The organism is Leptolyngbya sp. FACHB-261 (assembly GCF_014696065.1).
Taxonomy (GTDB): Bacteria; Cyanobacteriota; Cyanobacteriia; order FACHB-261; family FACHB-261; genus FACHB-261.
Genome location: NZ_JACJPL010000026.1, coordinates 573,826 through 589,841, shown reverse-complemented (window position 1 = coordinate 589,841; position 16,016 = coordinate 573,826). Strand labels below are relative to the sequence as shown.

At 51.6% G+C, this 16,016-nt stretch carries 12 protein-coding genes; 6 read left to right on the top strand and 6 right to left on the bottom strand.

The window, feature by feature from the left end; genetic code table 11:
• Window positions 1–3 precede the first annotated feature (3 nt).
• The 4 genes from H6F94_RS18650 to H6F94_RS18635 all read right to left on the bottom strand — a co-directional run bounded on the left by H6F94_RS18650 (window position 4) and on the right by H6F94_RS18635 (window position 4,540).
• On the bottom strand, window positions 4–1,692 hold the full coding sequence (locus H6F94_RS18650; protein ID WP_190803727.1) for an NAD+ synthase: 1,689 nt from the start codon (window positions 1,690–1,692) through the stop codon (window positions 4–6).
• 85 nt (window positions 1,693–1,777) lie between these two features.
• On the bottom strand, window positions 1,778–2,524 hold the full coding sequence (locus tag H6F94_RS18645) for an NUDIX hydrolase (RefSeq protein WP_190803726.1): 747 nt from the start codon (window positions 2,522–2,524) through the stop codon (window positions 1,778–1,780).
• The gene (locus H6F94_RS18640; protein WP_199320502.1) at window positions 2,497–3,090 is read right to left on the bottom strand and encodes a nicotinate-nucleotide adenylyltransferase; all 594 of its coding nucleotides are present in this window, start codon (window positions 3,088–3,090) and stop codon (window positions 2,497–2,499) included. Before H6F94_RS18640 ends, H6F94_RS18645 begins: the two co-directional genes overlap by 28 nt.
• 64 nt (window positions 3,091–3,154) lie before the next feature.
• Complete coding sequence (locus H6F94_RS18635) at window positions 3,155–4,540, bottom strand: nicotinate phosphoribosyltransferase (protein WP_190803725.1); 1,386 nt, start codon at window positions 4,538–4,540, stop codon at window positions 3,155–3,157.
• Window positions 4,541–4,758: 218 nt separating this feature from the next.
• Here H6F94_RS18635 and H6F94_RS18630 point away from each other — a divergent pair, with 218 nt between their 5' ends.
• Complete coding sequence (locus H6F94_RS18630) at window positions 4,759–5,385, top strand: cysteine hydrolase family protein (protein ID WP_190803724.1); 627 nt, start codon at window positions 4,759–4,761, stop codon at window positions 5,383–5,385.
• A 151-nt stretch (window positions 5,386–5,536) separates the two neighbouring features.
• Here the strand turns inward: H6F94_RS18630 and H6F94_RS32485 are convergent, their stop codons facing one another.
• Window positions 5,537–7,354 (bottom strand): sensor histidine kinase, encoded by a 1,818-nt coding sequence (locus H6F94_RS32485; RefSeq protein ID WP_190803723.1) that lies wholly within the window; start codon window positions 7,352–7,354, stop codon window positions 5,537–5,539.
• Window positions 7,355–7,576: 222 nt separating this feature from the next.
• Here H6F94_RS32485 and H6F94_RS18620 point away from each other — a divergent pair, with 222 nt between their 5' ends.
• The 4 genes from H6F94_RS18620 (at window position 7,577) to H6F94_RS18605 (ending at window position 13,941) form a co-directional block, all read left to right on the top strand.
• Window positions 7,577–9,094 (top strand): TldD/PmbA family protein, encoded by a 1,518-nt coding sequence (locus H6F94_RS18620; protein ID WP_313949326.1) that lies wholly within the window; start codon window positions 7,577–7,579, stop codon window positions 9,092–9,094.
• Between the two features lie 559 nt (window positions 9,095–9,653).
• Window positions 9,654–12,134, top strand: coding sequence for a phosphoketolase family protein (locus tag H6F94_RS18615; RefSeq protein ID WP_190803722.1), 2,481 nt, complete (start codon window positions 9,654–9,656; stop codon window positions 12,132–12,134).
• Between the two features lie 109 nt (window positions 12,135–12,243).
• Window positions 12,244–12,615: a cyclic nucleotide-binding domain-containing protein gene (locus H6F94_RS18610; RefSeq protein WP_190803721.1), complete on the top strand. Its 372-nt coding sequence runs from the start codon at window positions 12,244–12,246 to the stop codon at window positions 12,613–12,615.
• A gap of 90 nt (window positions 12,616–12,705) precedes the next feature.
• Complete coding sequence (locus H6F94_RS18605; RefSeq protein WP_190803720.1) at window positions 12,706–13,941, top strand: acetate kinase; 1,236 nt, start codon at window positions 12,706–12,708, stop codon at window positions 13,939–13,941.
• Between the two features lie 18 nt (window positions 13,942–13,959).
• Here H6F94_RS18605 and H6F94_RS18600 read toward each other — a convergent pair whose 3' ends face one another.
• Entirely contained in the window at window positions 13,960–14,886 is a 927-nt protein-coding gene (locus H6F94_RS18600; RefSeq protein WP_190803719.1) for a LysR family transcriptional regulator, read from the bottom strand.
• A gap of 100 nt (window positions 14,887–14,986) precedes the next feature.
• Between H6F94_RS18600 and ltaE the strand changes: the two genes are divergently transcribed.
• The gene (gene ltaE / locus H6F94_RS18595; RefSeq protein WP_190803718.1) at window positions 14,987–16,015 is read left to right on the top strand and encodes a low-specificity L-threonine aldolase; all 1,029 of its coding nucleotides are present in this window, start codon (window positions 14,987–14,989) and stop codon (window positions 16,013–16,015) included.
• Window position 16,016: the final 1 nt, after the last annotated feature.

The window sequence follows — 16,016 nt, the reverse complement described above, 5'->3', positions numbered from 1 at the left end:
GATTCAAGCTTGGTGAGAAGGGGCCGGGCTGGTGGTGCGACGGGCAGCAATGGGCATGCGCCAACCAGAGCCGAAGGCCCGATCGGTAATCTTAAGACCGGGTGGAGACTGACGACGTTTGAATTCAGCGCGGGCGACCAATTGAGCCACTTGGGCAACCGTATCTGGATTGTGACCAGCGGCAACGATTTGGGCCGGAGCCTCATGGGCATCAATCAGCCGTTGCAAAATGTCGTCGAGTATTTCGTAGGCTGGCAGTGAGTCTTGATCCACCTGATCGGGTTTGAGTTCGGCGCTAGGGGCTTTGGTCAGCACATGCTCTGGAATCACCAAAGACTGTTGATTGCGCCAGCGGCAGAGGGAGTAGACCCGAGTTTTGGGCACATCTGAAATTACTGCCAGCCCGCCGCACATGTCGCCGTAGAGGGTGCAATAACCCACTGCGAGTTCCGATTTATTACCAGTTGTCAGCAGCAGATAGCCAAACTTGTTAGACAAAGCCATCAGCAAATTGCCCCGAATTCGGGACTGGATATTCTCTTCAGCGATACCTGGCTTGGTTCCAGCAAAGACGCCGCTGAGTGCCGTCTCAAAACCTTGCATCAGGGGAGCAATAGGCAGCGTGTGTGTGACGATACCCAGATTCTTAGCCAGATCCAGTGCATCCTTCACCGAGTGGTCGGAGCTGTAGGGCGATGGCATCAGCACACCTATCACCTGCTCCGGTCCCAACGCCTCTGCGGCAATTGCGGCGGTCAACGCCGAGTCGATCCCCCCGCTGAGGCCAACCACTACGTTCTTGAAACCACACTTGTGTGTGTAGTCGCGAAGGCCCAAAACGAGCGCTTGCCAGATCTCCGCGTCCTCGCATTCCGGTAGGGGATGCAAGGCACCCAATGGTAAATCGCGCTTGACCGGATCCAGTTCGAGGTTCAGTAAATCGACGGTAAATCCCTGGGCCCGAGCCACAACCTCACCCTGCCGATTAAAAGCAACACTGTGACCATCAAAAATCAGATCATCATTCGCACCAATCTGGTTCACATAAATCACTGGCAATTGAAAGCGAACTGCGGTGTAGTGCAGCATCGACTCTCGCAGCTTTTGCTTGGCAACACTATAGGGCGAAGCCGATAAATTGACGACCACATCAACTCCATGTTTAGCCAGATCTTCAATCGGATTGTGAGGATAGAGGCGTTTGCCCCAAAACTGGTCATCGTTCCACAAATCCTCACAAATAGTGACACCAATCTTGATGCCATCTAGCGTGAAAATATTAGGCTGGTGGCCCGGTTCGAAATAACGATCTTCATCAAAGACATCGTAGGTCGGCAGCAGGCGTTTGTGAAAGAGTTGACGAATTTTGCCGCGCTCAACTAGCGCAGTACTGTTGAACAATGGCTTACCCCCTGCCTGCTCCGCTGCGGGATTGAATTCAATGGTGCCAATGAGGCCCGTCAATGCAGCAGGGAACTCAGCAACAAGCTGCTCTAGAGTGGCCTGACAATCGGCCACGAAACTGGGATCGAGTAGTAAATCACGCGGCGGATAACCGCACAACGACAGCTCGGGTGTGAGCAGCAGAGTTGCTCCCTGAGCTGCAGCTGCCTGAGCCGCCCGAAGAATCTGCCGCGCATTACCTGCTAGATCGCCAATGGTTGGATTGAGTTGCGCAATTGCCAGTTTCATACCGATTTCTGAAGAACCTAAGCGAATTCTGAGCCAATACCTGAACTGATATCTAGGCCGATCAAGCTAATATCTCAGTCAGCCTCTAAACAAATACCAACGGTTTATCTTTGAAGGGGGCAAAAGCTTCGGAGTCAAAGCGATATAAGCTGGCAGGGCGACCCGCCCCTCTTGACACTTTTTCACCCGTTTCTTCTAGAAAACCGAGCTTGAGCAAACGTGCTCGAAAGTTGGAATAGTCCGAGAAATTTTCTCCCAATACCGTTGAGTAAAGCTGATAGAGATCGCTCAAGGTAAATTTTTCCGGCAGGACATCAAAGGCGATCGGGCTGTATTCAAGTTTGTTGCGCAGCCGCTTATACCCGTATTGCAACAGCCGATTGTGGTCGAAGGCAAGTTGAGGAACCTGGCTCACGGGATACCAGGCAATGCCACTGACACCATTGGCGATTAATTCAGCCTCAGCAAAACGGACCAGGGCAAAATAGCTGACCGAGAGATAACGTATCCCGTAGCTATTTGGCTCTTCCCTTGGATCTCGGCCAGGCCCACCAAAGGTGTAAAGCTGCTCCAAATACAAGTTGCGAACGCGAATCTTCTCAGACAAAATTCGGTAGGCAGCGTCCTCCAGCGACTCTCCATGACGCACCAGAGTTCCAGGTAGCGACCACTGGTTGAGAAAGGGTGGCTCATCGCGCATGACTAGCAACACAAGCAGGCGATTGAGAACGATATCAACTGAAAAAATGACGTTGTCTACCCCTACTTTGAAATCTGCGAGGCTTCCCTGCAAAGCATTCGCGCTCAGGTCACAACTGCCACGTCCTGGCATGAGTACAACTGCTCCTGTTCGATATACGCCTGGACCGGGGCACTGACCCCTGCCTCCCTGTCTCCCTCACGATACGCTGTCGAGGAAACGGGTAACCCGGTCAGTTCTGCAATCCAGTATTGTCCGCCCAAGGCTTGCACCGCCGCCAGGTCCGCTGCTCGCAACTGATAGCCGGGGCGGGGCACAATCAAAAGCTGAACACGCATCAGTAGCTCCTCCACGCAGTACCAGCGCGGCAGTTGAGCCACTAGGTCAGAGCCAATCACCAGAGTTAAGTGAGCGTCTGGCCAGCGTTCTCTCGCCCGTTGCACTGTAATCAGGGCGCGGGGATGGCCTAAATCTGGTTCTAGTTGCACGTTTGACCGTTGCAGGTCGCTGAGCAACAACTCCAGCATATGCAAGCGATGGCGTAGATAGGTTTGGTGTTGCTTGAAAGGGTTATCAGAAGCCCAAACCGCGACCCGATCGAAGTGATCAGCGAGCCAAGCCACGATTTCGCCATGAGCAATCGTGGGTGGATCGGCGCTGGTTCCAAACAGAGCGATGGTTTGGGGCATGACACTCATAGGTCTGATTTAGTAAAGCAGAGTAGAGCAGAACAAGAATGAACCGCAGAGTAAGAGCCAGAGTTTAGGCGGGAACGCGGCGAGTTTGGTTTACGAGCGTCTGTAACGCTGCCGAGGGCCGAGCCTCCACAGTCACAGGTTCTCGGATCTGGCGCACCTTCTCGGGCAAGACCTCAACTGAAGCTCTAGTGCGTTGAGCAATGGCAACTAACGCTTCTAAAGGACGCACAAGCTTACCGCCCTGGAGCACCTGTTCTAGGAGAGGTTGCTCTTGGGGCTGAGCTGCTTCCTCTGCCAGCGCCAGTCTGTCCTCAATCCCTTCAGAAGTCAGGCGACGGAAGACTTGCTTGCGACCGGGATAGGTGAGCTTGCCCATTGACTCCTTCATCACCGGAATCCCCTCGATTTCCACTAACTTGTAGACCCCATTAACAGGTGATCCTGTCACAAGACGAGTGCCAACGCCGTAGCCTTGAATGCAAGCGCCTGCCTGTCGCAGCCGCAGAATTTCGAACTCATCTAAATCGCCACTGGCAAAGATGCTAGTTTCAGGGGGCAAAATTTCGCGCAGCGACCGTGACAACTCCACTAAATCACCTGAGTCTAAGCGCACTCCCCCTAGCACAAAACCCTCTCTGGCTCGCGCGGCCAGGGTTCGGGCTGCCACTAGGGGATCATAAGTGTCGATCAGCAGGGTCGCACCAGGGAAATAGTGGCTAAATGCCTCAAACGCCTCCTGTTCATTCCCTTCCAAAGCAGTTATTGCCATAACTAAGGCATGGGCCATTGTGCCCGCCGGTTTGCGTCCCAGTTCCAAAGCGGCCAGGACGTTTGAGGTGGCATCAAGCCCCCCCGCCAAAGCGGCCCGCGCTGCCCAAACCGCAGCTTGAGGACCAAAGGCTCGTCGGGAGCCGAACTCCAACAAGGTAGCCTCGGGACCAGCAACATCCCGAAGCCTGGCAGCCCGAGTTGCAACCAGCGTCTGATAGTTGATCGCGTTGAGAAGATAAGTCTCAACCAGTTGCGCCTGCCAGAGTGGGGCCTCAACCCGCAACAGAGGTTCATGGGCAAAGACAGCGGTGCCTTCTGGTACAGCCCAGACATCCCCTGTAAAACGGCACTGTCTCAGCAGTTCCCAAAAACGCTCAGGGGCACGCTCAAACAGACCGGTTGCTTGCAGGGCGCTGATCTGCTCTGGGGTAAATCGCAGCTGTTGCAGATATTCAATGGCTTGGGTCAGCCCCATCGCAATCAAATACCCCAGGTCTGTTGGCAGTTTGCGCACAGTTAGCTCAAAGCTGGCCCACTTCTGGTCAAGGCCTTCACCGGCGTAGCACGCTCCCATCGTCAACTGATACAAGTCTGTCAACAGACCGTAGTGGTCTGGGCTGACAAGCAGAGACGGCACCTGAGACTGGGATATTGGTGTAGCACTTGTGACAGTGTTCATAGGGTCTTAGCAGTTGACTAAGGTAAAGCGAATCCACGTCTCTGGCTCACCTCATTATAGTCGAACTTACTAAAAATCAACGGGTGATTACTTGTTTTTTCTACTTAAAGCTGGGTTGTGGATAGCTATGATTAATCATTTTTTGAAGCATGGCTCAAAATCTTGACCAACACAAAGCTGATGATTTATAGTTGCAATAACCATAACAGAGGGTCGCTATGACTGTCAGTGTGGGACTGCTACTGATCGATCCGCAAAATGATTTCGTGCGAGCTACTGGCGCATTGTCGGTGCCAGGGGCAGAGGCGTTGCTGCCAGTCTGGGCTGAGTTACTGAGGGCAGCGCGTAGCTTAGGCTTGCCCATTGTCGGATCGGCTGACGCTCATGCTCCCGATGATGTTGAGTTTGCTAACCATGGTTTCCCTGCCCATTGTCTGGCAGGTACAGCTGGAGCTGCTTACGTTCCTGAGGCAGAACTCAACGGTCCATTGTTGAATTTTGACGCAGCGCTTCCCGAGCCATTGAGCGATTTACCAAGGGAATTAGTGATTGCCAAGCAAAGTTTCGATGTTTGGGATAGTCCCTTAACCGAACGCTTACTAGACTCTTACCGCAACCAAGGCATTACGGCTTGGGCAGTCGCGGGTGTTGCAACCGATTACTGTGTCAAAGCAGCAGTGCTGGGTTTGAGAGCCCGCAATTGGCCAGTCTATTTGCTAACCGATGCGGTCGAAGGCGTTACTCAGGCGGGGGCACAGGCAGCTTTAGCTGAGATGTCTAACGCAGGAGCAACCCTAACCAACACCGCTGATTTCTTGAGCAGTCTGGCTCAACCGGTGGTTTGATTTCAGCTCGCTTCTAGGACTTAAAGCCTTAAACTTAAGGCCATAAATCTAAGGCCACATTTAGCAGGAGAAATTCTACAAAATTCCTCCTGCTATCTCTTAAGATGTTGCTCACCAACTGCACGGCAACTGATTAACCGAGAGCATTGCTTTAAGCTTCAGCTGAAACTTCATCGCTGGCTGGTTGAGGAAATTTGGTTGGCAAGGTAACGACAAATTCGGCCCCCGATTTGGGGTTGGAGGTTACACCAAGCTGTCCCTGATGCTTCTCAATGATCTGATAGCAAATCGCCAGGCCCATACCAGTACCTTTGCCCATCGGTTTGGTCGTGAAAAAAGGATCAAAAATTTTCTGGCTAAGCTCTGGTTTAATGCCAGAGCCATTATCTTGAATACGCACCTCAACCTGCTCGTGGTCAACCGCTAGAGTCTGAATCAGAATCTGCGGTTGAATATGGGGCCCGTTTTCCAGCAGCTCATCAATAGCATTGTTGAGGATGTTCATAAATACTTGATTGAGCTGAGCAGGGTAGCAATCGACCTCAGGTAAGTCACCATATTGCCGAACGATTTTGATTTTGCCTTTGGTTCGATGATTGAGAATGAGCAGCGTGTTCTCAAGACCTTCGTGGATATCAACCCGTTTCATCTCAGCCTCATCAAGGCGCGAGAAATTACGCAAAGAGCGCACAATTTGCTGAATTCGCTCTGCACCCAGTTGAATCGATGAAATGGTTCTAGGAAAATCCTCACACAAGAAATCTAGCTCAATCGCCTCAATCTCATCCTTAATCGCGGCTACCGGTTGGGGATAATGCTTTTGATAAAGGCTCACTAGGCTCAACAGACTTTCAGCATATTGCTGGATGTGCCCCAGATTGCCATAGATGAAACTGACTGGATTATTAATTTCGTGAGCGACACCAGCTACCATTTGGCCCAAGCTAGACATCTTTTCGCTTTGAATCGAATGAGCTTGGGCTTGTTTGAGTTCTTGCAGTTGTTTGGACACCCGTTGAATCAATTGGTTGAGAGAAGTAGCTAGCAGACCCACTTCGTCACCTGTCAAAACTGGTGCTTGTAGCTCAAAATTGGACTCCTGAGTTGCCTGCTGCGCCACCCGGGTTACAGCCCGAATGGGGTGAGAGATTATTTGGCTGGTATAGTATGCCAGAGCAATCGCAATCGCAATTGAAAGCAGCATACTACCGAGCATAATTCTGAAGCGTAAGGTTCTGGCAGAATTCAAAGACTCAGTTGCTTGATGCTCCTGATGCAGGGTTGATTCGGTTAATTTCTCGGTATCTCTCATGAGCTGCTCAAACACCGTTACTTGCTTCTCCCTAAACTCGGAAGAGAAGCCTGGCGCGATCTGACTAGCCTCCTGTGTGGCCCCTTGAATGGCCTCCTGTGTAGCCTCTTGAGCTACCTCACGCTTGCCTTTCTGACGCTGTAATTCGATGAGCTGGATATACTGTTCTAGTTCTACGTCATACCGAGACAAAACCTCACTGAGGTCTTGAGCTGCCTCTCGGGATGAAATACTGTGAACTGATAGGCTAGCCTCAAGCTGAGGTAAGAGCCGTTTAATGTCATAGGTAATGGCAAGTAAGCTGTCAGTTTCTTTCTGCTGGGTCTCACTATTCTGAGGAGCCAAAGCAATCTTCCCCTGCTGAATCTGAGCCTTGAGAAAAGATTTTTCTAAATGCTCGATTAGCTTGTGTTTTTCCTGGGCAGCAGCTAACTTATCCACTGCTTTATTTTGATAGTGGTCCCCCACTAGCAAACCGATGCCGGTCCCCAAAACGGCTATCCCAATCGAGAGACCATAGCCAAAGCCAATCTTTTTACGAATGCCCCAGTGATGGGTTAGACGACTGAGACAGGCGGTTAGAAATTCCGGCTGCTTCGCTGATTTTGATCGTTGGCTAGGCTCTAACGATGAAGATTGTGATTTTTCGGGTTGCATGAGGTCTGTGATCGCAGCGATTTTTGACTCGCGGAACACCCTGGCTCACCGAATATACATCACCGAGTTATGACATCCCGGATTGATAGCAAGAGCTGGCCCCTGTTGATTTAGGCTTTGATTTGGGTGACTTCAGCTCTGTTCCCCCTAAGCTTTGCCCACAAGCTTGAAGCAAAATCATCCGGGCTAGAATAAGCCAACCCCGAAAGGAGCAAGCCACCTGTGACGCCCTCACTGCCAACCCTGACGCCTCGCCCAGTTCTGAGCACCTCTCCCGATTTGGCAGCGCTAGCGGTGGACCTGATTCGCAAAGCAGGCTGTGAGTATGGCGATATCCGCCTTTGCACCTATCGCTCTCAACGGCTCTACGCGCGCGACCGTTCGCTGAGCAACCTCTCAGATAATGTCAGTTCTGGTTTTGGCGTACGGGTATTGCTGGATGGGGCTTGGGGTTTTGCGGCTAGCCATCGTATTAGTGCCACAGAAATTGAACGACTGGTCAGCTTGGCTGTGGATATTGCCCGAGCCAGTCGCTTATCCCAGCGTGAGCGCGTGCAGTTGGTGCCTGTAGACGCGTACCAGGCAACCTTCAAGACCCCAATTGCAATCGACCCGTTTGAAGTGCCGATTGCACAGAAAGCAGAGTTACTGTTGGGCTTGAATGAGCAGCTACTGGCCTATGGTAACCGGGGGATTAAAAAAGCCAATTCTTACCTGTCGTTCACACGCGAAGATAAATTATTCGCCTCTACGGTGGGCTCAGTGATTGAGCAGACTGTCTACCGCAGTTATCCGGGTTTTGGTTGCACTGCCGTTGCCAATGGCGATTCTCAAAATCGGAACTACGAGCGACCCCCATTAAATGTCGGCTACGAACATGTGGACAGTGCCGACTTGCTAGCTCAGGTCGAACGGGTGGCCGAGGAAGCAATTGAGAAAGTGCATGCGCCCAAAGGACCGCAGGGGATCCGCTCCACGCTTATTCTCAAACCCAGTCATCTCTGGTTAACCATTCACGAATCGGTTGGCCATCCCACCGAGCTTGACCGGGTGTATGGCTATGAGGCTAATTTTGCCGGGACCAGCTTCGCGACCACCGACCAGTTAGGCAAACTTCAGTACGCCGCCGACTGTGTGAACTTCAAAGCTGACCGCACTCAGCCTGGAGGCCGCAGCACCGTAGGCTTCGATGATGAAGGTGTGCCTGCGCAAGACTGGTACGTAGTCAAAGATGGCCGCTTGGTGGATTACCTCACCGACCGCGAAACTGCTTTCAAACTAGGGCGGGGAAGCAGCAACGGTTGTGCCTATGCCGATAGCTGGTCGAGTGTGCCAATGGTGCGCATTCCCAATTTAGGCTTAGAACCAGGGCCTGAGGGCGGCAGTCACACCGCAACCTTGGCGGAGATGATTGCAGATACTGAATCTGGCATTTTAATTGACGGTATTGGCAGCTTCTCGATTGACCAACAACGGCGCAATTTCCAGTTTGGCGGCGATGCGTTTTGGCAAATTGAAAAAGGCAAAATCGTTGGCATGCTCAAGGATGTCACCTACCATGCCATGACCACCGACTTTTGGAACCGAGTAGATGCCGTAGGTCCCGCTTCGGAACGTCTATTGTGTGGCACCAATATGTGTGGCAAGGGTGAGCCAATGCAAATTGCGCAGATGACCCATGCCGCAGTACCGGCACGGGTTCGCGATATTCAAATTGGGGGAGCCCCAACTAACGGCTAGAGCTAAAAATCAAGCGCACTGCGAGATCACAGGCTGGGGTGGATTAACCATCCCAGCCCTCTCAGCATTGGTTGAGTTGGCTTGAATCAATTCTTAGAACTCTTTGTGAATGGCAAGCATGAAAATGAGCGCTGAATTTGATTCAAAATCGGACTCAATCTTATTGCTAATCCACTAAGCCATATCTAGTCTCCGCTAGGCTTACCGAATAGCAATGTGCTTTTAAAGACTTTTTAAAGGCATGGCTACTTACTTTTGACCTATTTGTAGTAGCAGATTCAAATCACCCTTTAGGATGATCCAAATCAAAGCTGGCATTTCTTATTACCGAGTTATCCTTTGGTTAAAGATTAAAGATGTAGTTGATTACTCACTTAGCTGCGCTGAAATCTCATAATCCTGAGTTTATGTAAATTTATCTATGGAATGTACTGAATCAATGTATTAAGCAATCTACTTCTATAGGTAGGAGAATTAAGAAAAGCCGAAAGAATAAAAGTCAGACAACAAATGCGGTCATGATTAGCCGCAATAGCCCTGTAAATAATTTGTCGTTGCCATGACAGTAGCTGACTTGGTACGGACGACGCCCTTAAGCGCAGATGAATTGCGCAAGATGAACGCCTACTGGCGTGCGGCGAACTACCTCTCGGTTGGACAAATCTATCTACTCGCCAACCCATTGCTACGTGAACCCTTGAAGCTAGAGCATGTCAAGCCCAGACTGCTCGGACATTGGGGGACAACACCGGGTCTCAACTTCATTTATGTCCATCTCAACCGGGTGATTAAGGCTCAGGACTTGAGCGTTATTTACATCGCGGGTCCAGGACATGGCGGTCCAGGATTGGTCGCCAATACCTATCTGGAGGGAACTTACAGTGAGTATTACACCAACATCTCCCAGGATGCGGAGGGGATGCGGCAGTTATTTAAGCAGTTCTCATTCCCCGGTGGCATTCCTAGCCACGTAGCTCCAGAAACACCCGGCTCAATCCATGAGGGCGGGGAACTGGGCTATGCTCTGGTTCACGCTTACGGCGCGGCCTTCGACAACCCTGACTTGATCGTTGCCGCTGTGGTGGGAGATGGCGAAGCTGAGACTGGGCCACTCGCTACTAGCTGGCACTCCAACAAGTTTCTCAATCCAATCCACGACGGGGCAGTGCTGCCGATCCTGCACCTCAACGGCTATAAGATTGCCAATCCCACCTTCTTAGCCCGCATGAGCCACGAGGAGTTGGAAAGCCTATTGGTGGGCTACGGCTACAAACCCTACTTCGTGGAGGGTTCAGAGCCCGAAGCCATGCATCAATTGATGGCTGGCACCCTGGATACAGTGATCGCCGAGATTAAAGCCATTCAGCATGAGGCCCGCATCAACGGCAATCTCAAACGTCCGCAATGGCCGATGATTGTCCTGCGTTCGCCCAAGGGCTGGACCGGACCGAAAGAAGTTGATGGCAAGAAAACCGAGAATTATTGGCGCTCACACCAGGTACCTTTCGCGGAACTGGCGACCAAGCCAGACCATCTAAGGCTGCTCGAAGACTGGATGAAGAGCTACAAGCCGGAGGAACTCTTCGATGAAAACGGTACCCTGACTCCTGAACTGGCGGAACTGGCTCCCAAGGGCACCCGTCGCATGGGCGACAATCCCCACACCAATGGTGGCCTACTGCTCAAAGACCTAAAGCTGCCTGACTTCCGCGACTACGCGGTTGAAGTACCTCACCCCGGCGGCACGGTTGGCGAAGCCACGCGGGTCATGGGCGTATTTCTGCGCGATGTGATGAAACTAAATGCGGACCGACGCAATTTCCGCGTGTTCGGCCCTGATGAAACGGCATCCAACCGTTTGGGCGCAATTATGGAGGCGACCGACCGAACCTGGATGGCTGAAAGGCTGCCAGAGGATGACCACCTCGCTCCGGATGGCCGGATCATGGAGGTGCTCAGCGAACACCTGTGTCAGGGTTGGCTAGAGGGTTATTTGCTGACTGGTCGGCACGGCTTTTTCTCTTGCTACGAGGCGTTCATTCACATCGTTGATTCGATGTTTAATCAGCACGCCAAGTGGCTGAAAACCACCCGTCACATTTCCTGGCGTCGCCCCATTGCTTCGCTCAATTATTTGCTAACTTCGCACGTTTGGCGGCAAGACCATAACGGTTTCAGCCACCAAGATCCAGGTTTTATCGACCATGTGCTCAACAAGAAAGCAGAGGTGGTTCGAGTTTATTTGCCACCTGATGCTAACACCTTGCTATCGGTAACCGACCACTGTTTGCGCAGCCGCCATTACGTCAATGTGGTGATTGCCGGCAAGCAACCGGCGTTGCAATATCTCAGCATGGACGATGCAGTTAAGCATTGCACCAAAGGCCTTGGCATTTGGGGTTGGGCTAGCAACGACCAAGGCGTCGAGCCGGATCTGGTTATGGCCTGCGCTGGTGATATTCCAACCCTGGAAACGCTAGCGGCTGTAGATCTCCTGCGTCAGAATTTTCCAGACTTGCGCATTCGCGTGGTTAATGTGGTTGACTTGATGACGTTGCAACCTGAAACCGAGCATCCTCACGGTTTGAGCGATAAGGATTTCGACAGCATTTTCACGACTAATAAGCCGGTGATCTTTGCCTTCCACGGCTATCCCTGGGTTATTCATCGCCTGACCTATCGCCGCACGAATCACTCGAATATCCACGTTCGCGGCTACAAAGAAGAGGGTACAACGACCACGCCTTTCGATATGGTGGTCTTGAATGATTTAGATCGGTTTAATTTAGCTGATGACGCAATTGACCGCGTGCCAGGGCTCAGAAATACGGCTGCGCATGTCAAGCAGATGCTGCATGACAAGCTGATTGAACACAGGGAATATGTCTCTAAACATGGGGACGACATGCCTGAAATTCGCGATTGGCAATGGGGCTATTACAGCGACCCACTGGGAGCTGATTCTGGATCCAAAACACCCCGCGATACCAACTCACCTTCCCAGGAAGGCTTTGAAGGCGTCGCGCGTTCCGGCTCTTAGCTAATCTACCGGCAAGTGTTGAGCGTTGGGATTCAGGTTTGGATTCCCGCCTCAACACTTGCTGCTGTTAGCGGTACGATGATTACCCGTTTATCAGGTTTCAAATATCATGCTAGAACCCGCTGAAGTCGTTCGCATCTTTCAAAGGCAGCTTGAACCCAAGCTCTTTTCAGCCGGAGAAGTCATCTTTGAAGAGGGACAACCTGGTGACGTGATGTACGGCATTCTCGAAGGAGAAGTTGACTTGGTTGTCAATGGCAAGACCGTTGAGACGATTAAAACTGGTGATGTCTTTGGTGAGGGTGCCCTGGTTCATCAGGATGGCCTTAGAGCTTCCACGGCAATTGCCAAAACCGATTGTAATCTAGCCTTTCTCGATCAAAAGCGCTTTCTGTTTGCGGTTCAAGAAACACCGATGTTTGCACTTGAAGTGATGCGCAGTTTCTCCAATCGGCTGCGCCATTTGAAGCGTTTACTTTAAGAGAGCTTGCTTTTAGTCAGCTCTGAGCTGGTGCTGGTTCTTAAGTGAAGACTCTGAAGCCGACCATTCAGCGGTAGCGTGTAAGTCAGTATGAAAATCTTGGTGCTCAATGCAGGGTCGAGCAGTCAAAAAAGCTGCCTTTACGAGTTGAAGGGTGATGAACCGACTCAACCATTAGAGCCAGTAGAACCAGTTTGGGAAGCCCAAATTGATTGGACCCATCACCAAGGTGCCGCAGAACTAAAGGTCAAAACCAGCCAGGGCAAACAGCTAGAGCAAGAACTTTCATTAGAGTCTCGGGCGGCTGGAGTTTCCCAAATGCTCCAGACGCTTTGGCATGGCGAAACCCAAGTGATTGCTGACCAGGCTGAGATTGACCTGGTTGGTCATCGCGTGGTGCATGGTGGGCAAGACTATCAGCAAAGCACCTTGATTACGCCGGAGGTGAAAGCGACGATTGACCGCTTGTCTGTGTTTGCGCCGGTTCATAATCCAGCTAATCTTGAAGGCATCGAAGCGATTGAGCAGGTTTTAGGACCGGAGATTCCACAAGTTGCGGTGTTTGATACTGCCTTTCATAGCAACTTGCCTCCGGCGGCTTTTGTTTACCCTGGCCCCTATGAATGGTTGGAGCAGGGAATTCGGCGCTACGGTTTTCATGGCATCAGTCATCAATACTGCGCTCAACGGGCGGCTCAAATTGTTGGCAGAGAGCTTGAAGATTTGCGCTTAGTCACCTGTCATCTGGGTAATGGCTGCTCGCTGGCCGCGATTCGCGATGGCAAAAGTATTGATACGACGATGGGCTTTACACCCCTAGACGGCTTGATGATGGGCAGCCGCTCCGGTTCAGTGGACCCTGGCATTTTGATTCATCTGCTGCGGCAAGGCGACTACACCCCAGACAAGCTCGATCATTTGCTCAATCGCGCCTCGGGTTTGCAGGGTGTTTCCGGCGTTTCCAGTGATATGCGCCAGATTCAGCAAGCCATTGCTGAGGGCAATGGGCGAGCGCAGCTGGCTTTTGATGTTTATGTGCATCGTCTGCGCGCTTATTTGGGCGCCATGCTAGCCAGTTTGGGCGGCTTAGATACGTTGGTATTTACTGCAGGCGTGGGCGAAAATTCTGCTCCGGTGCGAGCGGCTGTTTGCGAAGCCTTTGCCTTTTTGGGTCTGAAATTGGATGCCGAGAAAAATGCGCAATCACCCGCCGATCAGGATATTGCCACACCGGATTCAAGTGTGCGCGTGTTGATTGTTCACACGCAAGAAGATTGGGCCATTGCCCAGGAATGCTGGCGGTTAGCCAAACAGGGACTGACTTAGAACCCTAGTTCGACTAGCCTAACTGAAACGCTGGAGCACAGGGATAGAACGCCAGTTCATCTGCTCAATCAACTCTAGAAATACAAAAACGGCTGGGCTGTGCAGGGCATTTTCTAAAATTGCAGCCACTAACAATCGAGACAGGGGTTGAGGTGGACGACAAACCTGCACGGTTTGGGGAATTGGTAGCGCGGCAAGCTGGGGCAAGATAGCGATACCTAAACCTTGGGCTACCATGCTCACAATCGTTGAATCCTCATTGATTTCGTAAGCAATGGTCAAGGGCACTTCTGCATTGGCAATGTAGCGCCGCAACGGGGCATAACCTTGGTCATTCGGTGCAGGCATAATTAGCGGGTACTGGCTCAGTTGTTGCCAAGAGATCGAGTTACTTTGCAAGGCAATGTTGGCGGGTAGAAGCACCAGGTAATCATCGCTGCCAATCTCGGTAACGGTGAAGCCGGTACGCTCATCAATATCCATCAAACCCAGATCGGCTGAGCGATTTTGCAGAGCGGCTTGGACCTCAACATAATCAAAACACTTAGTCAGAGTCACGGTAATTTGAGGAAACCGCTGGTTGAAAGCGGCCATTACCGACGGTAGCCAATGAGTTGCCAGACTGCGGATGGAGGCAATTTTGACTTGCCCTGCTTGTAAGCCTCTGGAGCAGTTCACCTTTTCAATAGCAATGTCCAACAATTGCAGCATTTGTCGGACTTCGCCAATGATTTGTTCGCCAACATAGGTGAGTGAGGCGCCATTTCGGCCTCGAATTAACAAGATGACTCCCAGTTCTTGCTCCAAACTAGCGATGGCGTGACTGATGGCCGATTGCGTGAGATCAAGTTTCAGTGCGGCACCGCCAAAACTACCACAATTGGCAACTGCTACTAAGGCTCGCAGTTGGAACAGCTTGATTTTGGATACATCAATGCTCGTCATGGCGGTCATTCGAACTGTGATTTGATCATTCGGGGTATCCCTGCCATAGTCAATGCTTAGCGCTTGCTTCCCTCCTCAACAAAGCCCCAAGTTCACTGTAATGATTGACCTCAGAAGCGACACGATCACGCAGCCCACACCAGCCATGCGCGAAGCAATGGCACAAGCCACGGTAGGCGATGATGTTTCTAGCGACGACCCAACCGTGAATGCGTTGGAAGCTTATGTGGCCGAACTTTTGGGTAAAGAGGCTGCGGTTTACATGCCTTCTGGCACGATGACCAATCAAGTGGCTTTGCGCACGCATACCGAGCCTGGTGATGAAGTCGTTTTAGAAGCGCAGGCCCACATTTACTATTACGAAGGCGGCGCTCCGGCTGCTTTATCTGGCGTAATGTGCCGTTTGATTCCGGGCAAGCAGGGCATCTTCAGCGCTACTGATTTAGAGCAGGTGCTGCGTCCTGTGGATGATCACTTTGCTAGGACCAAGCTAGTTTGTCTAGAAAATACGCACAATCGAGGCGGCGGGCGCATTTTTCCGCTGGCTGAAATTGAATCAATTGCTCAGGTGTGTCAAAAGCACGATCTCAAACTGCATTTGGATGGCGCGCGTCTATGGAATGCCTGCGTTGCCACTGGAATTTCTGAACGCGAATACGCCCGACCTTTCGATACAGTCAGCGTTTGTTTTTCCAAAGGCTTGGGAGCGCCGGTTGGTTCAGCGCTGGTTGGTTCAAGCGAGTCAATTAAACGGGCACGACGGTTTCGCAAGCTATTTGGTGGTGGTATGCGGCAGGCGGGCATCATCGCGGCTGGGGCTTTGTATGCTTTGAAGCATCATCGAGCGCGACTGAAAGAGGATCACGACAATGCCAAGATTTTGGCAACAGGTTTGCAGAACATAGCGGGGATTGAAATCAAGCCTGAGGATGTGCAAACCAATCTGGTATTTTTCCAGGTCAAGACCATACCAGCGCCAATCCTAGTGCAACGGCTGAAGGAGCGAGGCATTGCTGTTTTAGCGGTAGGTCCACATTCAGTTAGAGCGGTCACTAATTTGATGGTGAATCAAGCACAAGTCCAAAGCGTGCCTGCTCAGGTTGAAGCTGCGCTGCAACAAGCTGACTGAT